The organism is Pseudomonas sp. BIGb0176 (assembly GCF_024810175.1).
GTDB classification, from domain to species: Bacteria; Pseudomonadota; Gammaproteobacteria; order Pseudomonadales; family Pseudomonadaceae; genus Aquipseudomonas; species Aquipseudomonas protegens.
Window position 1 is genome coordinate 895729 of sequence record NZ_JANUEC010000003.1, and the last position, 21743, is coordinate 917471.

Here is a 21743-nt window from a genome sequence, read left to right on the forward strand (position 1 = left end):
CAATCATCACCGCGAACCTGAATGATCTGGCGCAATGCCTGTCGCCGGTTCGCGGTGCCATTCTTGGAACTGGATAAGCCGAAGTCAGGCTTTTGACTCGTGTTGGGGAAGCCTTGATGTCTGCCTTGGTTGATCGTTTGGTGGCTCAGGTTCTGGGCCTGGAAGTGAGTTTGCTGGCTTGTCAGGCCCGCTTGTCGGCCGCCACGGATGCCGAGGCCTTGCATGATCTGCGCATCAGCGTGCGACGCTTGCGCAGCCTGTTGCGCCCGTTGCGTGGCCTGCCCGGAGTGGAGCAACTGGAAGCCGCGGCCAGCGAAGTGGGGCGGGTGACCACGCCGATTCGTGATCGTGAAGTATTGGCGGCCTATCTGCATCAGCATGGCCAGCATGCTGCTGCCGACCGTCGTACCTCACAACTGTTGCATGAGTACTCGGCAGTGGCCGCGGGGGCGGAATTGGCGCAGTTGTTTCTGGTGCTGGATGCCTTCCCCAGGTTCCTCCGGGCCTCTGAGCGCCAAGGTTTGCTGCGGGGCCTGCGCGGCAGTATCGAAAAACGCCTGGCCAAGCAGTGGAAAGCCTTGGGCCAGGCGCTGCTGGACCCTGCCCACGACCGTCATCGCCTGCGTCTGCTGATCAAGCGGGTGCGTTACGCCGCCGATGCCTATCCCGAGCTGGATCGCTTGCCCTCCCAGGCGATGAAGCGCCTCAAGGCGGCTCAAAGCGCCCTGGGCGATTGGCATGATTGCTGGCAATGGCTGGCCCAGGCCGAACAGCAACTGGATTTACTGCCCTGTGTGGCGGTCTGGCGCAGAACCATGCTCAAGGCCGAGGCCCGCTCCGATCAGGTGCTGGAGCAACTGCATCGCGATTGCTTCAAGCGGTGAAGGCCAAAGGGCGGCTTATCTGTCCGCTGCTTTGGCCGGAATAATGGCTGTGTGGCTCTGCGACGCTGGTTAAGATCCCTCAGTCTATTTTTTGTCCCCCGAGGTTTTCATGCGTTTCTACGATTTGCTCGAAGCCGTTCGCGGCCAGCCCCAGGCGCTGACCATTCCGGCGGAATGGGCACAGGGGCGCGCCAGTTTCGGTGGCCTGGTGGTTGCTCTGCAGTATGAAGCGATGCGGGCCAAGGTTGCGGCGGACCGCCCCGTGCGGTCGCTGGCGGTCACCTTTGTCGGCCCGGTGGCGCCAGATGTGCCGGTCAGTTTCGAGGTGGATGTGCTGCGCGAAGGCAAGGCCGTCAGCCAGGTACTGGGGCGGGTCATGCAGGAGGGTCAGGTGGTGACTCTGGTGCAGGGCAGTTTTGGCGCTTCCCGTGAATCGTCCGTCAGTGTGGCCGCCGAACCAGCGCCCGAAATGAAACACTGGGATGACTGCCAGGAGCTGCCTTATATCCAGGGCGTGACGCCGGAGTTCATGCGTCATCTGGCAATGCGCTGGAGCATCGGTGGCCTGCCATTCACCGGCAATCGTTCCCGCGACATGGGCGGTTGGGTGCGCTTGCGTGGGGATGTGAAGGAAGAGCCGGTCACCGAGGCGCATATCCTGGCGCTGGTGGATGCCTGGCCGCCGGCGCTGTTGCCGCACCTGACCAAGCCCGCTGCGGGCAGCACCCTGACCTGGACCATCGAGTTCGTCCAGCCGTTGCTGGAACTGAGCACTCTGGACTGGTGCAAGTACCGGGTGGAAATCGAACACGCGCGTGACGGCTACGGGCATGCGGCAGCGGCCTTGTGGAATGCTGAGGGCCAATTGATCGCCCTGAGCCGCCAGACGGTGACCATCTTCGCCTGAGCCATCAGTGCCGGTGGCGCTGCAACCAGGCACGCCACCAGGCACCGCTCAGGACAAAGCGTGGAAAGGTCACGAACTGTTCCACCAGCAGCCGTTGCACGGCATCCTTGCGATCACTGAAGGGCTCGGCGGCCTGGACCTCCAGGCTGTGTCCGTGGCGCTGCAGGCCCAGGGCTGCGAGGATGCCGACCACACCGATGGCCAGGCTCAGGAAGCTCAAGGAAAACACGCCCGAAACAATCAGCAGAAAGCCGATGATGAATAGCGGTACGGCAATCAGGTGCAATACCAGATTGGCAGGGTGCTGGTGATTCTGCGGGTAGACGCGCCATTGCCAGGCGGGGAGGTTGGGGTGAGGTTTGCCCATGATGATCATCCTTAGTTCTTGAAGACTCATGAACCAAGGATAGGGGCCAGTTGGGATGGCGGCGAATCAAGGCTGGCTATCGGTCCGATAGCCAGTAGAGGGGGGTAGAGGCACTCGGATCAGAGTTTCAGCTGGCCTATGGCTTTGCTCAACTCACCGGCCAGGGTCGCCAGTTCACTGCTGGTGGTGGCCGAGGCAACGGTCTGTTGCACGGTGTTCTCGGTGACATCGCGAATGCTCACCACCGCCCGGTTCATTTCTTCCGCTACCTGGCTCTGCTGTTCCGCTGCGACAGCGATCTGCGTGTTGCTTTCGCGCATCTGGGCTACGGCGCCGGTGATTTCCGCCAGTGCCGCGCCGGCTTCCTGGGCCTGTTGCACGCAGTCATCGGCCTTGAACGAGCTTTCCTGCATGAAATCCACAGCATCCCGGGTGCCGGCCTGCAGGGCCGAGACCATGCTGGTGATCTCGTCGGTGGAGGTCTGCACACGCTTGGCCAGGTTGCGCACTTCATCCGCTACCACGGCAAAACCGCGGCCCATTTCCCCTGCTCGAGCGGCTTCGATGGCGGCATTGAGTGCCAGCAGGTTGGTCTGCTCGGCGATGCTGTGGATAACGTTGACCACGCCATTGATCTTCTGGCTGTCCTCGGCGAGCTTCTGAATCATCTCGGCGGTCTGCTGCACGCCATTGGAAAGCCCGGCGATGGATTTCTGCACCCGGCCCACCACTTCATGGCCGGTACCGGCCAGGGTGTCGGCGGTCTGCGACAGGTCCCGGGTGGCACCGGCATGCTGGGCGATGTGATAGACGGTGGCGGACATCTCGTTGATGGCCGTGGCGGCCTGATCGGTTTCGCTCTGCTGGCCGAGCATGCCGTGGCGTACATCGTTCATGCTCGAGGCCAGGCGTGCGGCGCCCTGGTCCAGCTGCCGGGCGGTATTGGCCACGGTATTGACTACCCGCTGGTATCCGGCCTGCATGGCATTGAAGGCACTGGCCATTTGACCCACCTCGTCCTTGCAGGACAGCGGCACGCGAGCAGACAGGTCGCCGGTCTTCTCCACGTGCAGCATGACGTCCTTGAGGGTGTTGAGTTGGCTGAGGAGGAAACGGATCAGCAACTGCGAGGCGCAGAGCATGGCGAACATCAGGATGAACACTGCGACGGCGTAATTGGTGAAACGATCGCTGAAGACCTGGGCCAGGCTCGGGGCATAGGCCAGTACGGCGACCTGCTGGCCGTCGGCGCGCTGGATCACGTCAGCGCCCAGTAGCGGATTTTCACCGAACAGCGGCATCGGGTTGAGCTCGACCCAGCCGTTGGCGCCGTTGAGTTCGCTGAGAGTCTGCTCGTTGAGGCTGGGTGTCTGCCCCCGGGAGAAATACAGCAGGTGTTCGGCGCTGGGCAGCGTCTGTCCGACGGGCCAGGCGCCGAGCAGCCTCGCCTCGGCCTGGGCGGCAGCCTGGGCTGTCTGGCTGCGAGCCTGTTGCTCCAGTTGCACGGCGTACAGCACCAATAACAAGGTGGTGACGAAGGCGACTGCATTGACCGCCCAGAATTTGTACTTCAGCGAGATATTGCTAAGCCAGGCACCCATGGAAGGTCTTCTCTGATTGAGCGAAACAGTATTGGCAAGGTGCCATTATTGTGCCGCCATGATCTCGGAAAAATCTTGATGTGGGTCAAGCAATCTCTGGCAAGCGAAAAAACGCCCGAGAGCAGGCGGTACTGTGGCTTGCAAGGTCTTCCAGGGTTTCACCGCGGTGCAATGCAACTTCTCGTAAAACCTCGGTCAGATAGGCTGGTTCGTTACGACCATTTTTCGGCTTTGGCCGCAAGCTGCGGGGTAGCAGATAGGGGGCATCACTTTCCAGCATCAGGCGCCCGCGGGGGATGTCGCGTACCAGCGGGTGCAGGTGGGTGCCGCGGCGTTCGTCGCAGATCCAGCCAGTGATGCCGATGTGCAGGTCCAAATCGAGGTAGCTGAACAGGGCCTTTTGTTCACCGGTAAAGCAGTGGACTACAGCAGCCGGCAAGCGATCACGGAAATCCCGCAGGATGTCCAGCAAGCGCTGGTTGGCGTCACGTTCGTGGAGAAACACTGGCAACTGCAACTCGACAGCCAGGGCCAGGTGTTCTTCCAGGACTTTTTCCTGTTGCGGGCGGGGAGAGAAGTCCCGGTTGAAGTCCAGGCCACATTCGCCCACGGCGCGTACCCGTGGCTCTCCAAGTAGAGCGCGCAAGCGTCGCGGGCTGTCGGCATTCCAGTCGCTGGCGCTGTGGGGATGCAGCCCGGCGGTGGCAAACAGTCTCTGCCCGTCGGCGTCCAGTTTCTGGCACAACTCCAGGGCCTGTTCACTGCCTTCGACGCTGGTTCCGGTGAGGACCAACTGGCACACCCCAGCCTCATAAGCACGATTGAGAACGGCTTGGTGTTTTTCGGCAAAACTGGGATTGGTCAGGTTGACGCCGATATCGATGAGTTGCATGGTGCTATCTCCGCCTGCGGCCGGAAAGCATATCAGAGCTGTAGATTTATAAGAAAAACCAAGAACTACAACGAGTTATAGCTGTCTTTTGCTGCCGGACCAGAGCAACGGCCACGTTCTTCAGCGCCATTGCACGGGTCTTTCGCAGCTTGCCAGCGCTCAAGGCGCTCTGTTTCTGGCAATCAATTCTTCAAAAAGCGACGAAGGGTTGAACAGTATTCTTTGCGGAGAACGGATGACCCGATCCTCGATATTGCTCGCGCTGTGCCTGTCATTGCTGCTGCCCTCGCCGGCGCTGGCGCGCTTGCCCGGGCCACTGGAAGCACACGCCACGGGAAAAGTGCGCGACCTGGCGGAAATCCGCAGCAGCCGGGTACTCCGGGTGCTGGTCAATCAGAGCCGCAATAGCTCCGGAGAAGTCCAGGGCCAGGCCATAGGTGTCGAGTACCACCGCCTGCGCTCGTTCGAGCAGTACCTCAATGGCCATGCTCGCGACGGCCAGGAAATCAGCCTGAAGATCATTCCCAAAGCCAAGGATCAATTGCTGGGTGCATTGCAGCGGGGCGAGGGCGACCTGGTGGCGCCTGGTGAGCTGCTGGAAGCCCAGCCCGGAAATGCGGTCAGCTCCAGCGACCCGATCGTCAGTAATGTTCCCCTGCTGCTGATCGGGATCAAGGGTGAGCGCCGTTATACACGGATCGAACAGCTGTCCGGCAAGACCCTGACCCTGACTACCGGTAGTGCGGCGGGGGACGCGGTCAGCCAGATCAATCAGAAGCTGGCCCTGCACAAGCTGGCGCCGATCAAGGTGGAGTGGGTCGACCCCAGCCTGGCGGTGGAGGATGTGCTGGAAATGGTCCAGGGCGGCATTTTTCACCTGACGGTTGTCGAGCAGCCGATTGCCGAACGCTGGAGCAAGATCCTGCCCAAATTGCGTTTGGACAGGCAGTTGAAGATCAGTGAGCCGGGTGAAGAACACTGGTTTGTCCGGCGCGATGCGTCGATGCTGCGGGCGAGTATCGACCGCTTCCTCAAGACCTATAAGGCGCCGGTGGATCAGGATGTGGCGTTCCTGCGTATCTACCGACGCCAGTATCAGGTGCACTATCCCCTGGCCCGGGCCGACCGTCAGCGTCTGGAAAAACTGCGTCCGGTTTTGCAGAAGCATGCCGGCGAACAGGGCATGGACTGGCTGAACCTGGCGGCGCTGGCGTTCAAGGAGTCAGCGTTGCAACCCCCTTCCAGAAGCGGCAGCGGCCCTACCGGGCTGATGCAGATCACGCCTTCGGCAGCGCAGCGGGTCGGGGTCAACAATATTCAGTCCGTAGATAGCAATGTGCAGGCAGGGGCCAAGTACCTGGCGATGATTCGCCGTAAATTTTTTGCCAGCCCCAAACTCAATGAGCGCGAGCGCATGGCATTTGTGCTGGCGGCCTACAACATGGGGCCGGAGCGGGTGCAGGGTATGCGCAGTGAAGCCCGGCGGCGGGGGCTCAACCCCAACCAGTGGTTCTTTCAGGTGGAGCGCATCGCCATGGAGCAAGTGGGCATGGGGGCCGTCAGCTATGTTAATAGCGTCAACAAATACTATCTGGCCTTTGATCGTGAACGAGACTCCCTGGAGCCTCCGGAGCGAAAAGTTGCGTCACGTAAATAATCTAAAAAATCGATTATTAGCTTGGGTAATTTCCGCTTTTAACATGATTAAAACTGATTAGTATGGCGACCAACTTTCCTACCTTCACACAGGACTACACAGCATGAGCACACTGACCAACAAGCTACTGGGCACTCGCGCGGGCTACGGCTTGACCGTACTGCGGATCTTCGTCGGCATCATCTTCGTGGCGCACGGCTCGCAGAAACTCTTTGGCTGGTTTGGTGGTGGCGGTCTGGCGGGAACGGCGCAGTGGATGGAGAGTATCGGTCTGGCTCCCGGCTATTTGATGGCGTTGTTATCGGGGGGGACCGAGTTCTTTGCCGGTCTGGCATTGATCATTGGCCTGCTGGCGCGTCCCGCTGCATTGGGCCTGTCGTTTACCTTGCTGGTGGCGATTTTCTCGGTGCATATCAGCCATGGCCTGTTCATGGCCAACAACGGTTATGAGTTCGCTCTGGCACTGCTTGGCGGCACTGTCGCAGTTCTGATTGAGGGGGCCGGCAAGCTGTCTCTGGATGCGGCAATCGCCAAGTAAGTCGATGCGCGGGCGGTGTTCCAGAGGCTCTGGATCAGCCGTCGGCAAAGTTATCCCAGGCCTGCGAATGCAGGCCTTTTTCGTTGCTGACAAATCTTGACACTGACCTGTCGGCTTCTCTAGGATGCTGCTCATGCGCCGATTTAAACAGCTACTTGCGGGGCGCCAGGTGAGTCGAAAGATCACTGATAGAAGCTATAGTCAGGCTTCGAAATACCGCTAAAGCGCTGGTTCGGTGTTGCCTCTCACCTGCCCGGCAGAAATCTGAGGCAGAGACACAATACGATGAATGCACCACGCCCCCTTGTACGTCTTGCGCCGATCACGGCGAGTCTTTCCCAGCGCAATCCGAAAATCCTCCTGGGTGGCAAGCACCAGCCCACACTATTGCGTTATCTCGACGGTTGGCCACGACGTTCCCCGGGCCCAGCGGCGTTTCTGATTCAATTTGTCGAAGAAGGTGAGTCCCTGGCACGCTTTGCCAGTGACAGCTTCGATCTGGCGGTCATTCCGGCACCCAGTGCTGCGGATGCTGCTGAAGTCATCAAGCAACTGACCCGCGTCGCTCGCCAGGGGTTGATCATCCGCCGCCAGTTCAGCAGTTGACCCGCCGGTAGTGCATCACGGCTGCTGAACTGCGCCTTGGACAGATCGGAATTCCATTGAACAGAAACCGACTGGAGCGTCTTCAGTCGTGGCGGCTGTCCGTCATTTGGTGGCGATTAATGGCTTGATGATCAAACTACGGCATTGCGTTTGGCCAATTCGGCCAAGGCCACCAGGTTGGAAACATTGAAACGCTTGAGTAACCGCACTTTGTAGGTGCTGACGGTCTTGTGACTGATCAACAGCGCATCGGCAATCTGTTGGTTGTTCAGACCGGTAGCCAGCAGTTTCAGCACTGTTATTTCGCGGTCGGTCAGGCGGGAAATCAACACACTCTCCTGGTTGGCGGCGTTGGTGTTCTGCTGCAGGATATTAATGGTGTCTTCCGGAAAGTAGCTGTACCCGGAAAGGATGGCCTTTACCGCATTGGCCAATTCGTGAAGGTTCTCGGTCTTGCACAGAAAGCCTGCGGCTCCGGCTTGCAGGCAGCGCAGGGCGAAGTTTTTCGAATCACTTGAGGTCAGTACCAGGGTCTTGACGTGCAGCCCGGCGGACTTGATGTGCGCGATGACCGAGAAACCATCCAGGTTGGGGATGCCCAGGTCGAGGATCAGCAGGTCCGGCAGGTGTTTGCGCACCAGTTGCACGGCATCGGCACCGTTGTCGGCTTCGGCGACGATATTGTGATGATGAGGATCCAGTACCGACCTGATGGCCAGTCTGATCAGTGGATGGTCATCGACGATAATGATGTTGCCCATGTGGTACTTTCCCTTTGTTTTTGAGGTGTTGGTAGTTATTGGCTAGCTCTGTGGGGAATGGGTATCAAGCAGTGTGGCGTGCCGATTGCCGACGCTCTTGTCGAACCTATGCCCTGGGCCGTACGGCTCGGCTGTTTGGACCTATGATTGGCTGACCTCTCTGAAATCTAAATCGGACAAATCTGATAGTGATGTCCATAGATCGGTGGCAGATGCCGCACATGACGTGCCGGCTTTGTCGGCTCATACAACTAATGCGCAGCATGCATAAGGCTGGAGGCTGATTAGCCAATTGAGTACCAAGCTCATCACACAGGATGGTTACGACGCTCTGAAACAAGAGCTGGACTATTTATGGCGGGAGAAGCGCCCGGATATCACGCAGAAGGTCACCTGGGCGGCCTCGCTGGGCGATCGCAGCGAGAATGCGGACTATCAGTACAACAAGAAGCTTCTGCGGGAAATCGATCGTCGGGTGCGCTACATACGCAAGCGCCTGGAAGACATGAAGGTGGTTTCCTACGCGCCGGAACAGGAGGGACGGGTGTTCTTTGGTGCTTGGGTCGAAGTCGAAAACGAGGCGGCCGAGATCAAGCGCTTTCGTATCGTCGGTTACGACGAGATCTACCTGCGCAAGGACTACATCTCCATCGACTCGCCCATGGCCAGGGCGTTACTGAAGAAGGAAGTGGGTGACGAGGCCGTTGTCCACACCCCGGCAGGTGAAACCTGCTGGTGGATCAACCAGATCGATTATGTGAAGTAGGCTCGCCGACCTGGGCAGGCGAGCCTTGGGCTTTCAACCTTCGCGCAATACATTCAGCGGGCTGGCGTTCAATGCTCGACGGGTACCGAAAACTCCCGCCCCGCCTACTAGCAGCGCCCCCACCAGAGGCAACAGTAACAGCCATGGATGCGGGTGCCAGGGCAGATCGAAAGCGAACCGGTAGAGCACCAGGCTGACCAGTTCGCACCCCAGTGCCGCCAGCAGGCCGCTGACTGCGCCCAGCAGGCCGAACTCGATCCGCCTGGCTTTCACCAGCAGTTGCCGCTCGGCCCCGAGGGCACGCAGCAGCGCCCCCTGGCGAATGCGTTCGTCCAGGGTGGCCTGGAGTCCGGAAAACAGCACTGCCATTCCTGCCGCCAGGACAAACAGCAACACATACTCCACCGCCAGGGTGACCTGGGCCAGGATGCTGCGCAGTTGTTCCAGCAGGGCTTCGACCTGAAGGATGGTCACGGCCGGGAAGGCCCGGGACAGCTCGACAATCTGCTGATCGTGACCAGGACTCAGGTAGAAGCTGGTCAAGTAGGTTGCGGGCAGATCCTTCAAGGTGCCCGGTTGGAAGATCATGAAGAAGTTCGGCTGGAAGTTGTCCCAGTTGATGCTGCGCAGGCTGGTGACCCGGGCCTCCCGGTTGGCGCCGGCGACCGTGAAGGTCAGGTGATCACCCAGCTTCAGCTTCAGGCTCTGCGCCACCTTGGCCTCGACCGAGACGCCGGGCAACCCGTCATCCGGCTGGGCTGACCACCAACTGCCCTCGATAATGCTGTTGCCGCTGGGCAGATCGGCGGCCCAGGTCAGGCTCAGATCGCGTTGTATGGCCCGATCACCGCTGGAATCCTTGCTGACGATCTCCCTTACCGGCTCGCCATTGATGCTCACCAGGCGCCCCGGAACCACGGGGTACAAGGGCGCCGAAGGGGCGGAGAGCTGCACCAGGCGCTCGCTGAAGGCCTGTTTTTCCGCCGGCAGAATGTTCAGTGCGAAGTAGTTGGGGGCATTTTTCGGCAATTGGTTTTGCCAGGTGTCCAGCAGTTCGCCCCGCAGCAGGGCAATCAGCGCCATGGACAACAGAATCAGGCCGAAAGCCAGGGATTGCCCGGCCGCAGCCAGGGGGTGACGCAGCAACTGGCCCAGGCCCAGGCGCCACGGCAGGGCGGCGCGGGCTAGCAGGCGCCGCAGGCTTTGTAACAGCAGCAGCAACAAGCCACCCAATACCAGTGCCGCCAGCAGGCCACCGCCCAGCAGGGCGAAGGTCAGCACCAGGTCCAGGCTCAAGCGCCACATGATCAGGCCCAGGGCCAACAGAGCGGCGCCGTAGATCATCCAGGCGCTGGAGGGGATTGGCAGCAGGTCGCGCCGCAGTACGCGCAGCGGCGGCACCCGTCCCAGCGCAGCCAGGGGCGGCAAGGCGAATCCGGCCAGGGCCACCAGCCCGGTACCGATGCCGGCGATGGCGGGTAGCAATCCCCCGGGTGGTACGTCGTTGGGCAGCAGGTCATGTAGCAGGTAAAACAGGCCGAGCTGGGCCAGCCATCCCAGCAACGCCCCACTGAGGCTGGCCAGCAGACCCAGAACGCCTAGCTGTACGCTGAACAGCAGCATGGTTTCCCGGCGTGAGAGGCCCAGGCAACGAAGCAGGGCACTGGCATCAAAGCGTCGCGCGGCGAAGCGATTGGCCGACAAGGCTACTGCAACCCCTGACAGCAGCACCGCTACCAGGCTGGCCATGTTCAGATAACGTTCGGCCTTGCCCAGGGCTCCACCGATCTGCTGGTTGCCATCGCGGGCATCCTGCAGCCGCTGGTTGGCGGCCAGCGCCGGCTTGATCTGTTGACGATAGGCCTCAAGCGCCGGAGCCGGTCCGCGCCACAGTTCCTTGAAGCTGACCCGGCTGCCAGGCTGGACCACGCCGGTGGCTTGCAGATCTTGCAGGTTGATCAGGACCCGGGGCGTCAGGCTGTAGAAGTTGCCGGCCCGGTCAGGCTCGTAGGTCAGTACCCTGGCCAGGCGCAAGGTTTTCATGCCGACGTCGATGCTGTCGCCGATCTTGAGGTCCAGCGCAGTCAGCAAGCGCGGTTCGACCCAGGCGTCTCCGGGCGCGGGACCGCCGCCGGGCTCTTCGACCCCATAGGGGGCTGGGGCACTCTTGAGCTGCCCCCTCAGGGGGTAGGCTTCGTCGACGGCCTTGATGCTGGAGAGCTGGATCGCATTGTCGGTGGCAATGACGCTGGAGAACTCGACTATCCGCGCATGATCCAGCCCCAGTTTCAGGCCGCTGTCGAGCTGTTCCGGGCGTGCTGGGGAGCTGCCTTCCAGCAGCAGATCGGCGCCGAGGAACTCGGTGGCGCGTAACAGCATGGCGCCGTTCAAGCGTGCACCGAAGTAGCCGATGGCCGTGCTGGCCGCAACCGCTACCAGCAAGGCGAAGAACAGTACTCGCAACTCTCCGGCACGGGCATCGCGCAACAGTTGGCGGACAGCGAGGCTGAACAGGCGCGGCAGCGGCAGACGTGCCATCAGGGCTCCAGAGGGGCGACCAGCAGGCCCGCTTCAAGACGGATCAGGCGCCGGCAACGATGGGCCAGGCGTTCATCATGGGTCACCAGCACCAGGGTGGTGCCGCTTTCCTTGTTGAGTTCGAACAGCAGGTCGCTGATGCGTTCACCGGTATGGCTGTCGAGGTTGCCGGTGGGTTCATCGGCAAACAGCACATCGGGTTCGGCAGCGAAGGCCCGGGCAATGGCTACCCGCTGTTGTTCGCCACCGGAAAGCTGGCGTGGCGAGTGGCTAAGGCGCTGGCCAAGGCCAACCCGCTGCAGCAGTTCGGCGGCCCGCTCGCGGGCATCGCGACGGCCGTCCAGCTCCAGGGGCAGCATGACGTTTTCCAGGGCATTGAGGCTGTCGAGCAATTGGAAGGACTGAAAGACAAACCCTACATGCTCGGCCCGGATACGGGCCCGCTGATCCTCGTCCAGCTGGCTCAGGGCCTGGCCGGCGAGGGTGACTTCGCCGCTGCTGGGCAGGTCGAGCCCCGCCAGCAAGCCCAGCAGGGTCGATTTGCCGGAGCCGGAGGCGCCGACGATGGCCAGGCTGTCGCCCTGGTTCAGCTCGAGGCTGAGTTCATGCAGGATGGTCAGTTCACCTTCCGCGCTGGGAACCACTTTGCTAAGGTTCCGCGCAGTGAGAATGCTTGCGCCCATGGAGAATCCGATGCGTGTATGGTTTTTGAGTGCCGGCCTGGCCTTGATGTGCATGGCCCAGAACGCAGCGGCGGGTACGGTCCTGATCGTTGGCGATAGTATCAGTGCGGCTTTCGGCCTGGATACCCGTCAGGGCTGGGTAGCCCTGCTGGAAAAGAGGCTCAAGGACCAGGGTTTTAACGACAGGGTAGTCAATGCCTCGGTCAGTGGTGACACCAGTGCCGGGGGCCAGGCGCGGCTGCCGGCGCTGCTTGCAGAGCATAAGCCTGAAGTGGTGATTCTCGAGTTGGGGGGTAACGATGGCTTGCGCGGCCAGCCGCCCCGGCAATTGCAACAAAATCTTGCTTCGATGATCGACAGCTCCCAGGCCCAGGGTGCCAAGGTGCTGCTTTTAGGCATGCAATTGCCGCCCAACTATGGCGTGCGCTATACCCAGGCCTTTTCCCAGGTCTACAGCCAGTTGGCCAGCGAGAAAAAGGTAGCCTTGGTGCCGTTTTTTCTTGACGGGGTCGGGGGGCATCCCGAACTGATGCAGGCAGACGGTCTGCACCCTGCGGCAGCGGCCCAGGGCAAGTTGCTGGAAAATGTCTGGCCGACGCTAAAACCGCTGCTTTGACGCTTTTCTAGTGACAGTGTTTCGGCTAATGTGGCGCCCCCGATTTGGAGCCCCCGATGCCGCGTCCCGCCTGGTCCCTGTTTGCCTATCAACTGATCGAGCCTGATGAGCAGCTTGACCTGTTCGCCTGCCAGGAAGTTCGGGTGCATCTGGTGACGCGTCAACTGGAGTTGGGCGGCTCTGCCGACCGCACCTTGTGCGGCACTTTGTTGCCCGCGCAACCGCGCTGGTCGAGCGTGGATCGGACGATTTTCCAGGACCAGCGACTCTGCCCGTTGTGCCGGGCGATTCTGGAGTCGCAAAAACGTGGCACTCCGCCAATCTGGCCTGAGCTGCGTTTCGAGTTGTAGGCGGCCGCCAGCAGGCCGTTTCGACAGGGAATTCATGTGTCTGCGCTTGTCTCCCCGGGCTGGCTGCCGTAGCCGGAGGGCGGGGTGTACAATCGTGTTTCTTTCATTCGTTGTTCATGCGAAGGATTATCCGGATGTTGCCCCGCCTCCCTGTCGTCACCCGCTGCCTGACACTCGCCGCCTTGTGTGTGGCCGGTCCTGTTGCCGCATTGGAATTGCCTCTACCGCCGCCGGGTGAAGACATCGTCGGCCAGGTACAGGTGATCAAGGCCAAGTACGAGGATACCTTCGCCGACCTGGGCACGACCTACGACCTGGGTTACCTGGAAATGGTCGCGGCCAACCCGGGGGTCGATCCCTGGCTGCCGGGGGCGGGCACCGAGGTGATCCTGCCTACGCGTTTCATTCTGCCGCCCGGGCCGCGCGAAGGCATCGTGATCAACCTGGCCGAGTATCGACTGTACTACTACCCCAAGGGTCGGAACGTGGTTTACACCTTCCCGCTGGGTATTGGTCGTGAAGGCTGGGGGTCACCGATCGCGCACACCAGCATTACCGCGAAAACCCCGAATCCGACCTGGACGCCCCCGGCGTCGATCAAGGCCGAGCATGCCGCCGACGGTGACCCCTTGCCGAACGTGGTACCGGCCGGGCCGGACAACCCCTTGGGGCCATTCAAGTTCACACTTGGCACGCCGGGTTACCTGATTCACGGTTCGAACAAGAAGTTCGGTATCGGCATGCGCACCAGCCACGGTTGTTTCCGCATGCTCAACAACAACGTGCTGGAAATGGCCGGCATGGTGCCAGTGGGAACTTCGGTGCGCATCATCAACGATCCGTACAAGTTCGGTATCAGCGGCGGGAAAGTCTACCTGGAAGCTCATACGCCGTTGGATGACAAAGGCAATCCTTCGGTGGTCGACAAGCACACCGCAGTGATCAATGCCTTGCTCAAGCGTGAGGACCTGGCTAACAACCTGCGCATGAACTGGGATGTGGTGCGTGATGTAGTGGCAGCCGAAGATGGCTTGCCGGTGGAGATCGCCGTGCCGACGACAGCGCCTGTGACAACAATGTCCAACGCGACCTACGATTTGCAGCAGTAAGCGCTTAAGTGCAACCCGCCGATACCTGCTGGTAGCGGCGGGTTTTTTATTGCCGGTGAAGAACTCCGGGCAATAAAAAAGCCGATCCAAAAAATGGATCGGCTCGATAACAATCCCGAGGGACTATTACTTGCGGCTAGCTTTTTCCAGCATACGCAGAGCGCGCTCGTTAGCTTCGTCAGCAGTCTGTTGTGCTTTTTGAGCAGCAGCCAGAGCTTCATCAGCTTTACGATAGGCTTCGTCTGCACGAGCCTGAGCACGAGCTGCTGCGTCTTCAGTAGCAGTCAGACGAGCTTCGGTTTCTTTGGATACGCTGCTGCAACCGGTAGCCAGAACTGCGGCCAGAGCCAGAGCAGAGAATTTCAGAACGTTGTTCATCGTGTTCCCCTTCAAGGACTTTCTATTAGTAGCTATCACCTCAGAGTGAGGAAATAGCCGGCGTACATACTACCCATTACTTGTAGTAAGTAAACTGACGTAGCGCAAGAAGCAAAAAAAATTCTAGGCGCTGTTTCTTTTTCGAGCAACTTTTTAGCGGGTTGTATAAAAAATATTCAGCGGCGAAGCTCCGGGGCCGAATGCTGCTTGTTTGCCAGCATCGTTATCGGAGTTTCCGGGCGCTGTTTCAGAGCCTAGGCTAAAGTCGGTCTATATTGTGTCGACTGCACTTTTCTTCAGAATTTGTTCAGCCCTGAACCTATGTTTAAGCATCTTGTGGGTGACTTTAAGAGGCGTCGCTCGTCTTATGTTTCAGCATCCGGCGATGTACCGTCTCAAGACGTTTAGGTATCGATCCCGACTAAGGCTCGTACTCAGCCTCAACAAGGTTTTGCGCCGATCTGTGACGAGTGTGGCTTGAGCATTTGTGCCAATGGCGCCTATATTTTGTAACGTGCTGATGGCGCAAGAGCGAGAGCTTCTACGGGCGGCCGACAGGCACGAGGTGGCGTAAGTTGTTCCTTCGCCGGAAAAACATCGGTAAGGTAGGGGTCAGCATTCCAGACCCGCAAGGAGTAGTGATGAGCGAGGCGTTGTCCATCCACCATGACCAGGCTGGTCATCAGTTCGAGACCAATGTGGACGGTCATCGTGCCTACCTGACCTATATGGACCTGGGTAAGCAGACCCTGGATATCTATCGCACTTTCGTGCCCAACGCACTGCGTGGGCGCGGTATTGCCGCGGCGCTGACCGAGCAGGCGCTGGAGTACGCCGAACGCATGGGCTACACAGTGATTCCGTCCTGCTCGTACGTAGAGCGCTATATGGAGCGTCATCAGCGTCACGCAGCAAAGCTCTGACCGGGGCGACCATGAAAAACGCCGGGCTTGGCCCGGCGTTTTTGTGTCTGCAGGAAAGGATCAGCTGCGATCGCGTTTCGGCAAGACGTCCTTGAGCTTGGCGTGCATGCCGCGCAGGGTCTTCTCGGTACTTTCCCAGTCGATGCAGGCATCGGTGATCGATACGCCGTACTGCAGTTCCGACAGGTTCTTCGGAATCGCCTGGCAACCCCAGTTCAAGTGACTTTCCACCATCAGGCCGATGATCGACTGGTTGCCCTCGAGGATCTGGTTAGCCACGTTTTCCATGACCAGCGGCTGCAGTGCCGGGTCCTTGTTGGAGTTGGCGTGGCTACAGTCGATCATGATGTTCGGCTTGATCTTGGCCTTGCTCAGGGCCTGCTCGCAGACGGCGACGCTGACCGAGTCATAGTTGGGCTTGCCGTTGCCGCCGCGCAGTACCACGTGGCCGTAGGCGTTGCCTTTGGTGGTGACGATCGACACGCCGCCCTGGGGGTTGATCCCCAGGAAACGGTGAGGGCTGGAAACCGACTGCAAGGCGTTGATTGCCACAGTCAGGCCACCGTCGGTGCCGTTCTTGAAGCCCACGGCCGAGGACAGGCCCGAAGCCATTTCGCGGTGAGTCTGGGATTCGGTGGTACGTGCACCAATGGCCGACCAGCTGATCAGGTCCTGCAAGTATTGCGGGGAGATCGGGTCTAGGGCTTCAGTGGCAGTAGGCAGGCCCATTTCAGCCAGGTCCAGCAGCAATTGGCGACCAATGTGCAGGCCGTCCTGGATCTTGAACGAGTCGTCCAGGTAAGGGTCGTTGATCAGGCCTTTCCAGCCGACGGTGGTCCGCGGTTTCTCGAAATAAACGCGCATCACCAGGTACAGGGTGTCGGAGACTTCAGCCGCCAGTGCCTTGAGCCGCTCGGCGTATTCGTGGGCTGCCTTGATGTCGTGGATCGAGCAGGGCCCAATGACGATGAACAGGCGGTGATCAGTGCCGTCGAGGATATTGCGGATCACTTCGCGACCCTTGGTCACGGTGCGCAAGGCGGTGTCGCTCAGCGGGATGTCTCGTTTGAGTTGATCAGGGGTGATCAGGGTCTCGTTGGAGGCGACGTTAAGGTCGTTGATCGGTAAATCAGCCATCGTGTTACTCGTCAGGTCACGGGTGCCGGCCGCCAGCGATCCCCGCGCGGCGGAGCACAGCGGATTTGAGCGCGTCGGGGAGCGGAACCTTAGCGCGTTAGCCGGTGACTCTACAATGGGCAGGTGGCGGTTTTATTGGGCTATGGCTGCACAAAAGCCTGGTGCACACGGTCTTCGGAATAGTCTTCTGCGTGCTGCTCGACCCAATCCAGCGCCAGCGCCTCAATGCATTGCTGTTCGCTCTGAGGTTCATGCAGGCGACAGTAGCGGGCGATCTGGCACACCTGCTCACCCATGCGCGCGCCGAACAGCGTTTGTTCGTCGACGAAAGCGATGCCCACCAGGTAGCCACGCTTGCGTTTCAGGCACCAGGCGACATAGCCGTTGTAACGGGCGTTATCCCCCAACGTTGGCATGTACACCTCCAGCGCGGTACCGCGGCGCCAGGCACGGTGGTAATTGCACGCCATGCCACCGAGGCTGATAGTGTGCAACCGCTGGCGTGAAATACAGGCGTGCTTGCGCAAGGTCAGTTCAACCGGAACATCATCAGGATGAGGCAGAAAACGTCCCATGACCGCAGACTCCGAGTGTCGTCCATTTGACATTGTTTCCCCCAGTATAGTGCTCGAATTGGAACTGACCGATTTCGATATCGACCAGCAATTACTGGGCCTGGGCGGCGTTTCCCTGGTTGTTTTCACCAGTGTCGGCTGTTCCAGTTGCCGTTGGGCCCGGGCGCGGCTGCCGGAGTTGGAGCTACCCATCGACCGTCTTTGCTGGGTCGATGCGGGCGATAATGGCGGTGCGGTTCAGCGCTATCAGGTGTTCCACTTGCCGGCTTTGTTCGTGGTCCGCGACGGTGAGTTTCATGGAGCGCTACAGTCGCGCCTGACGCAGCAGGATCTCAGCGAGAGCCTGCGTCAGGCGCTTAATCGAATACCAGAGGAGTTGCCTTGATGGGTGCAGGCCGTAAACCGCGTGTAGGCATTATCGGGACCGGAGCGATCGGAGGTTTTTACGGGGTGATGCTGGCACGTGCCGGTTTCGACGTGCACTTTTTATTGCGCAGCGAATATCCGGCAGTGCTCGAGCATGGGCTGCAAGTCAATAGCAGCCAGCACGGCAAGCTGACGTTGAAGCCGGCGCAGGCCTACGCCAATGCCGAACAGATGCCGCCTTGCGACTGGCTGCTGGTGGGCGCCAAGACCACCAGCAACCTTGATCTGGCGCCGGCGATCATTCAGGCCGCGGCCACCGATGCCAAGGTTCTGGTGCTGCAGAATGGGCTGGATGTCGAAGACGACCTGCGCGCGGTGCTTCCCGATTCGCTGCATCTTCTGGGCGGCTTGTGCTTTATCTGTGTGCACCGCGCCGGGCCCGGGCAGATCGAGCACCAGGCGCTTGGCGCGGTAAACCTGGGTTACCACAGTGGCCCGGCCAGTGCCGATGCGACCCTGAGCCAGGCGATAGTCGAGGAGGGCGCCGCGCTGTTTCGCGAGGCGGGGCTCGATTCCCAGGCCATGGGCAACCTGCAGCAGGCGCGCTGGCAGAAGCTGGTGTGGAATGTCCCGTATAACGGCCTGTCGGTTCTGCTCCGAGCCAGTACCACGCCACTGATGGCCGACCCCGCCAGCCGCGAGCTGATCCAGGACCTGATGCAGGAAGTGCTGCAGGGGGCGGCGGCTTGCGGGCATGTCATCCCTGCGGCCTATGCGCAGCAACTGTTCAAGTCCACCGAGCACATGCCGGATTACTGGCCCAGCATGTACCATGATTTCCTGCACCAGCGTCCTCTGGAGCTGGCAGCTATCTATGCTGCACCCTTGGCGGCAGCGCGGGTCGCAGGTTGTGAGCTGCCGAAGATCCAGGCGTTGTACCAGGCCTTGAGTTTCATCGACCGGCACCACGCCTGAGTTGGGCTTATTACCTTTAAGGGGATGAAATATGGCAAAGGGCCTGGATGGCAAGCTGGTGGTGGCGATCTCGTCGCGGGCGCTGTTCGACCTGGGCGACAGCCACAAGGTCTATCTGGCCCAGGGGGTCGAGGCCTATCGGCAATACCAGATCGAACATGAAGAGGAAGTCCTCGAGCCCGGTGATGCCTTCCCTCTGGTCAAGAAACTCCTCAGCCTGAATGCCAGCCTGGGCCGAGCCCGGGTCGAGGTGGTGCTGGTCTCGCGCAACAGTGCCGACACCGGGTTGCGTGTGTTCAACTCGATCGAGCACTACGGCCTGGGCATTTCCCGAGCAGCCTTCGTCGGCGGCCGCAGCCCTTATCCCTATCTGGCGGCCTTTGGCAGCGACCTGTTTCTCTCCACCCATGCCGATGATGTGCGCAGTGCACTAGAGGCCGGCTTTGCTGCGGCAACCATTCTGTCCGGCGGCACCCGGCGCGCTGAAAATGGCGAACTGCGCATCGCGTTCGACGGTGATGCGGTGCTGTTTTCCGATGACTCGGAGCGTATCTACCAGTCCGGCGGCCTGGAGGCATTCCAGGCCAGTGAGCGGCAGTCGGCACGAGAACCGTTGCCGGGCGGGCCGTTCAAGGGGTTCCTGGCGGCACTCAACCTGCTGCAGGGAGAGTTTTCCGATGAGGCCAGTCCGATCCGTACCGCCTTGGTGACAGCCCGTTCCGCGCCGGCCCATGAGCGGGTAATCCGCACTTTGCGCGAGTGGAACATCCGCTTGGACGAATCGCTGTTCCTTGGCGGGCTGGAAAAAGCCGCCTTCCTCGAAGCCTTTGCAGCCGACGTGTTCTTCGACGACCAGGCCGGTCACTGCGAGCTGGCTCGCGAAGTGGTCGCCACCGGTCACGTGCCGCACGGCGTAAGCAACGAAACCAAGGCTTGAATCCTAAAATCCGTGGTTTTTCCTCGGACCTCCCACAGTTCCAGGCACTGCTAAGCTGAATCAATCTCCGCCATCTTGGCAGTTGAGGAGGTCATATGATTCGTTCGATGCTGTATGCCACTGACCTCGGTCTGTATGCGCCCTTTGTGATGCAACATGCCCTGGAGCTGGCTCGAACGTTCAATGCCGACTTACATGTAGTGCACGCCGTGGAGCCCATGGGCCTGTTCGCCGAATCAGTGTTGCAGAGCTACCTGGATGAGCAGTCGTTGAATGAGTTTCACCGCCAGGGCCTGAATACAGTGATGGCCAATATAGAGCAACGGGTGCTGGACAGTTTTCGCGAGGAGCTGGGGGAGGGGATGCAGGACCTGACCTTGATCCAGTCGGTGCGGGTGCTTCAGGGGGACCCGTCCCAGGTGATTCTGGAGCAGGCGGGGAAACTCTCTGTGGATTTGCTGATCGTAGGAAGTCACAGCCATGGGGTGGGGGCGCAAACACCTTTGGGGCGTACCGCAACGCGAGTTCTGCAACTGGCCAAAGTCCCGGTTTACCTGGTGCCTCTGGTGCAGCGTCGACGTCAGGGCGATACCTGAGGATGGAATGGAAAATTCTGAATAAAAGTTCTAGATTTATTCTCCTGACCATTAATATAGTTATATACCGTCGCTGATACCCGTGGCGTCTACCTGCTTTGAGGGATTGATATGAAGCTTCAACAATTGCGCTACATCTGGGAAGTGGCGCACCACGACCTCAACGTCTCCGCTACCGCGCAAAGCCTTTACACATCGCAACCGGGTATCAGCAAGCAGATCCGTCTGCTCGAGGACGAACTCGGGGTCGAGGTCTTTGCCCGCAGTGGCAAGCATCTGACCCGCGTGACCCCGGCCGGCGAGCGCATCATCACCACCGCCGGCGAGATCCTGCGCAAGGTCGAAAGCATCAAGCAGATCGCCCAGGAGTTCTCCAACGAGAAGAAGGGCACCCTGTCCATCGCCACTACTCACACCCAGGCGCGCTACGCCTTGCCACCGGTGATCAGCAGCTTTATCAAGCAGTACCCGGATGTGGCCTTGCACATGCATCAGGGTTCGCCGATGCAGATTGCCGAAATGGCCGCTGACGGCACCGTGGATTTCGCCATCGCTACCGAGGCCCTGGAGTTGTTCGGTGACCTGGTGATGATGCCGTGCTATCGCTGGAACCGCTGCGTGGTAGTGCCTCAGGGCCACCCGCTGACCAAGCTGCCGAAGTTGACCTTGGAAACCCTGGCCGAGTACCCGATCGTCACTTACGTGTTCGGTTTTACCGGTCGTTCCAAGTTGGACGAGGCCTTCAGCCATCGCGGCCTGACGCCCAAGGTGGTATTCACCGCTGCCGACGCCGACGTGATCAAGACCTATGTGCGCCTGGGCCTGGGCGTGGGCATCGTGGCCAAGATGGCGGTCGACACCAAGCTCGACAGCGACCTGGTGGTGCTGGATGCTAGTGAACTGTTCGAATCGAGCATCACCAAGATCGGTTTCCGCCGCGGCACTTTCCTGCGTGGCTTCATGTGCGATTTCATCGAGAAGTTCGCCCCGCACCTGACCCGCGAAGTCATGGCCAAGGCCATTGCCTGCCATAACAAGCAGGAACTGGAAGAGCTGTTCGACGGCGTCGAATTGCCGGTCCACTGATCCCCAGCCTGCCTAGCGGACCTCGGTGACAGTGAACTGTTGCCGGGCGCCCGCCACCACGATCTCCACCTCATCGTCCTCGAACTTGCCCAGCAGGCTGTTGCCCAGGGGCGAGCGGGGGGTGATGACGGTCACCAGTTGCCCCACCACGTAGACCTTCAGGCCCGCGCCATCCGGGCCGAGAAACAGCCACTGTTCGTGGCCGTTCTCATCTTCCAGCCCCAACAGCGCACCGATCTGAATCCCCTTCTGCGGGTCATGAGGGCGCAGGCTCAGGTTCTGCCAGAGGCCCAGGGCCTGGCGGATTTCCTCGACCCGTCGAGCCTGGCCGGCGGCCAGGTAGGAAGCTTCCAGCCCCAGGGTGTCGTACTTGTTCTCGGCGATATTTTCTTCGTGGGTGGCGGTTTCGTAAGCGGTTTGTGCCGCTCGCACCGCGACCTCCAGGTCGTCCCGGAGCTGTTGCAGAATCAGTTGGCAGACGGACTGTTTATTCAT

The 21743-nt window shown here is 60.3% G+C and carries 25 protein-coding genes; 15 read left to right on the forward strand and 10 right to left on the reverse strand.

Annotation, left to right across the window (positions count from 1 at the left end; all coding sequences use genetic code 11):
- The first annotated feature begins 116 nt into the window (after positions 1 to 116).
- Both M2395_RS22290 and M2395_RS22295 read left to right on the forward strand, forming a co-directional pair.
- Positions 117 to 884: a CHAD domain-containing protein gene (locus tag M2395_RS22290; protein ID WP_011062562.1), complete on the forward strand. Its 768-nt coding sequence runs from the start codon at positions 117 to 119 to the stop codon at positions 882 to 884.
- Positions 885 to 993: 109 nt separating this feature from the next.
- The gene (locus M2395_RS22295) at positions 994 to 1791 is read left to right on the forward strand and encodes an acyl-CoA thioesterase II (protein WP_011062561.1); all 798 of its coding nucleotides are present in this window, start codon (positions 994 to 996) and stop codon (positions 1789 to 1791) included.
- A gap of 4 nt (positions 1792 to 1795) precedes the next feature.
- On the opposite strand, the gene M2395_RS22300 is transcribed toward M2395_RS22295, so the two are convergent.
- The 3 genes from M2395_RS22300 to M2395_RS22310 all read right to left on the reverse strand — a co-directional run bounded on the left by M2395_RS22300 (position 1796) and on the right by M2395_RS22310 (position 4651).
- Complete coding sequence (locus tag M2395_RS22300; RefSeq protein ID WP_123431348.1) at positions 1796 to 2158, reverse strand: terminase; 363 nt, start codon at positions 2156 to 2158, stop codon at positions 1796 to 1798.
- 119 nt (positions 2159 to 2277) lie between these two features.
- Positions 2278 to 3759, reverse strand: a complete 1482-nt coding sequence (locus M2395_RS22305) for a methyl-accepting chemotaxis protein (RefSeq protein ID WP_015636550.1) — start codon at positions 3757 to 3759, stop codon at positions 2278 to 2280.
- An 85-nt stretch (positions 3760 to 3844) separates the two neighbouring features.
- Positions 3845 to 4651 (reverse strand): TatD family hydrolase, encoded by an 807-nt coding sequence (locus tag M2395_RS22310; protein WP_015636549.1) that lies wholly within the window; start codon positions 4649 to 4651, stop codon positions 3845 to 3847.
- A gap of 235 nt (positions 4652 to 4886) precedes the next feature.
- On the opposite strand from M2395_RS22310, the gene M2395_RS22315 reads away from it, so the two are divergent.
- The 3 genes from M2395_RS22315 (at position 4887) to M2395_RS22325 (ending at position 7452) form a co-directional block, all read left to right on the forward strand.
- Positions 4887 to 6308, forward strand: coding sequence for a transglycosylase SLT domain-containing protein (locus M2395_RS22315; RefSeq protein WP_053153112.1), 1422 nt, complete (start codon positions 4887 to 4889; stop codon positions 6306 to 6308).
- Positions 6309 to 6411: 103 nt separating this feature from the next.
- On the forward strand, positions 6412 to 6846 hold the full coding sequence (locus tag M2395_RS22320) for a DoxX family protein (RefSeq protein WP_011062556.1): 435 nt from the start codon (positions 6412 to 6414) through the stop codon (positions 6844 to 6846).
- 285 nt (positions 6847 to 7131) lie between these two features.
- Positions 7132 to 7452 carry a hypothetical protein gene (locus M2395_RS22325; RefSeq protein WP_011062555.1) on the forward strand — a complete coding sequence of 107 codons (321 nt, stop codon included), beginning with the start codon at positions 7132 to 7134 and terminating at the stop codon, positions 7450 to 7452.
- Between the two features lie 131 nt (positions 7453 to 7583).
- Here the strand turns inward: M2395_RS22325 and M2395_RS22330 are convergent, their stop codons facing one another.
- Positions 7584 to 8213: a response regulator transcription factor gene (locus tag M2395_RS22330; RefSeq protein ID WP_011062554.1), complete on the reverse strand. Its 630-nt coding sequence runs from the start codon at positions 8211 to 8213 to the stop codon at positions 7584 to 7586.
- 292 nt (positions 8214 to 8505) lie between these two features.
- Here M2395_RS22330 and greB point away from each other — a divergent pair, with 292 nt between their 5' ends.
- Positions 8506 to 8979: a transcription elongation factor GreB gene (gene greB / locus M2395_RS22335; protein WP_011062553.1), complete on the forward strand. Its 474-nt coding sequence runs from the start codon at positions 8506 to 8508 to the stop codon at positions 8977 to 8979.
- 33 nt (positions 8980 to 9012) lie between these two features.
- Here the strand turns inward: greB and M2395_RS22340 are convergent, their stop codons facing one another.
- A complete protein-coding gene (locus M2395_RS22340; RefSeq protein WP_123431293.1) occupies positions 9013 to 11517 on the reverse strand; it encodes an ABC transporter permease in 2505 nt (834 codons plus the stop codon).
- Positions 11517 to 12200 (reverse strand): ABC transporter ATP-binding protein, encoded by a 684-nt coding sequence (locus M2395_RS22345; RefSeq protein ID WP_053159705.1) that lies wholly within the window; start codon positions 12198 to 12200, stop codon positions 11517 to 11519. The genes M2395_RS22340 and M2395_RS22345 overlap by 1 nt, the downstream gene beginning before the upstream one ends.
- 10 nt (positions 12201 to 12210) lie before the next feature.
- On the opposite strand from M2395_RS22345, the gene M2395_RS22350 reads away from it, so the two are divergent.
- From M2395_RS22350 to M2395_RS22360, 3 genes are all read left to right on the forward strand, one after another.
- Positions 12211 to 12816: an arylesterase gene (locus tag M2395_RS22350; RefSeq protein WP_019092884.1), complete on the forward strand. Its 606-nt coding sequence runs from the start codon at positions 12211 to 12213 to the stop codon at positions 12814 to 12816.
- A gap of 56 nt (positions 12817 to 12872) precedes the next feature.
- On the forward strand, positions 12873 to 13166 hold the full coding sequence (locus M2395_RS22355) for a hypothetical protein (protein WP_007931378.1): 294 nt from the start codon (positions 12873 to 12875) through the stop codon (positions 13164 to 13166).
- Positions 13167 to 13300: 134 nt separating this feature from the next.
- Positions 13301 to 14275 (forward strand): L,D-transpeptidase family protein, encoded by a 975-nt coding sequence (locus M2395_RS22360; RefSeq protein WP_015636545.1) that lies wholly within the window; start codon positions 13301 to 13303, stop codon positions 14273 to 14275.
- A 126-nt stretch (positions 14276 to 14401) separates the two neighbouring features.
- On the opposite strand, the gene oprI is transcribed toward M2395_RS22360, so the two are convergent.
- Complete coding sequence (gene oprI, locus M2395_RS22365; RefSeq protein ID WP_003448337.1) at positions 14402 to 14653, reverse strand: outer membrane lipoprotei OprI; 252 nt, start codon at positions 14651 to 14653, stop codon at positions 14402 to 14404.
- 641 nt (positions 14654 to 15294) lie between these two features.
- Between oprI and M2395_RS22370 the strand changes: the two genes are divergently transcribed.
- On the forward strand, positions 15295 to 15576 hold the full coding sequence (locus M2395_RS22370) for a GNAT family N-acetyltransferase (protein ID WP_011062548.1): 282 nt from the start codon (positions 15295 to 15297) through the stop codon (positions 15574 to 15576).
- A gap of 60 nt (positions 15577 to 15636) precedes the next feature.
- Here M2395_RS22370 and M2395_RS22375 read toward each other — a convergent pair whose 3' ends face one another.
- On the reverse strand, positions 15637 to 16713 hold the full coding sequence (locus tag M2395_RS22375; RefSeq protein WP_011062547.1) for a 3-deoxy-7-phosphoheptulonate synthase: 1077 nt from the start codon (positions 16711 to 16713) through the stop codon (positions 15637 to 15639).
- Between the two features lie 140 nt (positions 16714 to 16853).
- Positions 16854 to 17288 carry a PilZ domain-containing protein gene (locus M2395_RS22380; protein ID WP_011062546.1) on the reverse strand — a complete coding sequence of 145 codons (435 nt, stop codon included), beginning with the start codon at positions 17286 to 17288 and terminating at the stop codon, positions 16854 to 16856.
- On the opposite strand from M2395_RS22380, the gene M2395_RS22385 reads away from it, so the two are divergent.
- The 5 genes from M2395_RS22385 to cysB all read left to right on the forward strand — a co-directional run bounded on the left by M2395_RS22385 (position 17287) and on the right by cysB (position 21248).
- Complete coding sequence (locus tag M2395_RS22385) at positions 17287 to 17673, forward strand: co-chaperone YbbN (protein WP_011062545.1); 387 nt, start codon at positions 17287 to 17289, stop codon at positions 17671 to 17673. The two genes, M2395_RS22380 and M2395_RS22385, sit on opposite strands and share 2 nt — an antisense overlap.
- Positions 17673 to 18629, forward strand: a complete 957-nt coding sequence (locus M2395_RS22390; RefSeq protein WP_123431292.1) for a putative 2-dehydropantoate 2-reductase — start codon at positions 17673 to 17675, stop codon at positions 18627 to 18629. The genes M2395_RS22385 and M2395_RS22390 overlap by 1 nt, the downstream gene beginning before the upstream one ends.
- Before the next feature lie 31 nt (positions 18630 to 18660).
- A complete protein-coding gene (locus tag M2395_RS22395) occupies positions 18661 to 19566 on the forward strand; it encodes a 5'-nucleotidase (RefSeq protein WP_015636544.1) in 906 nt (301 codons plus the stop codon).
- 95 nt (positions 19567 to 19661) lie between these two features.
- Positions 19662 to 20162 (forward strand): universal stress protein, encoded by a 501-nt coding sequence (locus M2395_RS22400; protein WP_011062542.1) that lies wholly within the window; start codon positions 19662 to 19664, stop codon positions 20160 to 20162.
- A gap of 111 nt (positions 20163 to 20273) precedes the next feature.
- Positions 20274 to 21248, forward strand: coding sequence for an HTH-type transcriptional regulator CysB (gene cysB / locus M2395_RS22405; protein WP_011062541.1), 975 nt, complete (start codon positions 20274 to 20276; stop codon positions 21246 to 21248).
- A gap of 12 nt (positions 21249 to 21260) precedes the next feature.
- Here the strand turns inward: cysB and M2395_RS22410 are convergent, their stop codons facing one another.
- Positions 21261 to 21743: a GreA/GreB family elongation factor gene (locus M2395_RS22410; protein WP_015636543.1), complete on the reverse strand. Its 483-nt coding sequence runs from the start codon at positions 21741 to 21743 to the stop codon at positions 21261 to 21263.

Bases quoted from the DNA above. Each gene is read 5' to 3' on its own strand.
- M2395_RS22395 (WP_015636544.1), top strand. From the start codon at position 18,661: ATGGCAAAGGGCCTGGATGGCAAGCTGGTGGTGGCGATCTCGTCGCGG.
- M2395_RS22370 (WP_011062548.1), top strand. From the start codon at position 15,295: ATGAGCGAGGCGTTGTCCATCCACCATGACCAGGCTGGTCATCAGTTC.
- M2395_RS22355 (WP_007931378.1), top strand. From the start codon at position 12,873: ATGCCGCGTCCCGCCTGGTCCCTGTTTGCCTATCAACTGATCGAGCCT.
- M2395_RS22360 (WP_015636545.1), top strand. From the start codon at position 13,301: ATGTTGCCCCGCCTCCCTGTCGTCACCCGCTGCCTGACACTCGCCGCC.
- oprI (WP_003448337.1), bottom strand. From the start codon at position 14,653: ATGAACAACGTTCTGAAATTCTCTGCTCTGGCTCTGGCCGCAGTTCTG.
- M2395_RS22410 (WP_015636543.1), bottom strand. From the start codon at position 21,743: ATGAATAAACAGTCCGTCTGCCAACTGATTCTGCAACAGCTCCGGGAC.
- M2395_RS22390 (WP_123431292.1), top strand. From the start codon at position 17,673: ATGGGTGCAGGCCGTAAACCGCGTGTAGGCATTATCGGGACCGGAGCG.
- M2395_RS22320 (WP_011062556.1), top strand. From the start codon at position 6,412: ATGAGCACACTGACCAACAAGCTACTGGGCACTCGCGCGGGCTACGGC.
- M2395_RS22305 (WP_015636550.1), bottom strand. From the start codon at position 3,759: ATGGGTGCCTGGCTTAGCAATATCTCGCTGAAGTACAAATTCTGGGCG.
- M2395_RS22400 (WP_011062542.1), top strand. From the start codon at position 19,662: ATGATTCGTTCGATGCTGTATGCCACTGACCTCGGTCTGTATGCGCCC.
- M2395_RS22330 (WP_011062554.1), bottom strand. From the start codon at position 8,213: ATGGGCAACATCATTATCGTCGATGACCATCCACTGATCAGACTGGCC.
- M2395_RS22295 (WP_011062561.1), top strand. From the start codon at position 994: ATGCGTTTCTACGATTTGCTCGAAGCCGTTCGCGGCCAGCCCCAGGCG.
- M2395_RS22310 (WP_015636549.1), bottom strand. From the start codon at position 4,651: ATGCAACTCATCGATATCGGCGTCAACCTGACCAATCCCAGTTTTGCC.
- M2395_RS22300 (WP_123431348.1), bottom strand. From the start codon at position 2,158: ATGGGCAAACCTCACCCCAACCTCCCCGCCTGGCAATGGCGCGTCTAC.
- M2395_RS22290 (WP_011062562.1), top strand. From the start codon at position 117: ATGTCTGCCTTGGTTGATCGTTTGGTGGCTCAGGTTCTGGGCCTGGAA.
- M2395_RS22325 (WP_011062555.1), top strand. From the start codon at position 7,132: ATGAATGCACCACGCCCCCTTGTACGTCTTGCGCCGATCACGGCGAGT.
- M2395_RS22340 (WP_123431293.1), bottom strand. From the start codon at position 11,517: ATGGCACGTCTGCCGCTGCCGCGCCTGTTCAGCCTCGCTGTCCGCCAA.
- cysB (WP_011062541.1), top strand. From the start codon at position 20,274: ATGAAGCTTCAACAATTGCGCTACATCTGGGAAGTGGCGCACCACGAC.
- M2395_RS22385 (WP_011062545.1), top strand. From the start codon at position 17,287: ATGACCGCAGACTCCGAGTGTCGTCCATTTGACATTGTTTCCCCCAGT.
- M2395_RS22350 (WP_019092884.1), top strand. From the start codon at position 12,211: ATGCGTGTATGGTTTTTGAGTGCCGGCCTGGCCTTGATGTGCATGGCC.
- M2395_RS22345 (WP_053159705.1), bottom strand. From the start codon at position 12,200: ATGGGCGCAAGCATTCTCACTGCGCGGAACCTTAGCAAAGTGGTTCCC.
- M2395_RS22380 (WP_011062546.1), bottom strand. From the start codon at position 17,288: ATGGGACGTTTTCTGCCTCATCCTGATGATGTTCCGGTTGAACTGACC.
- M2395_RS22315 (WP_053153112.1), top strand. From the start codon at position 4,887: ATGACCCGATCCTCGATATTGCTCGCGCTGTGCCTGTCATTGCTGCTG.
- M2395_RS22375 (WP_011062547.1), bottom strand. From the start codon at position 16,713: ATGGCTGATTTACCGATCAACGACCTTAACGTCGCCTCCAACGAGACC.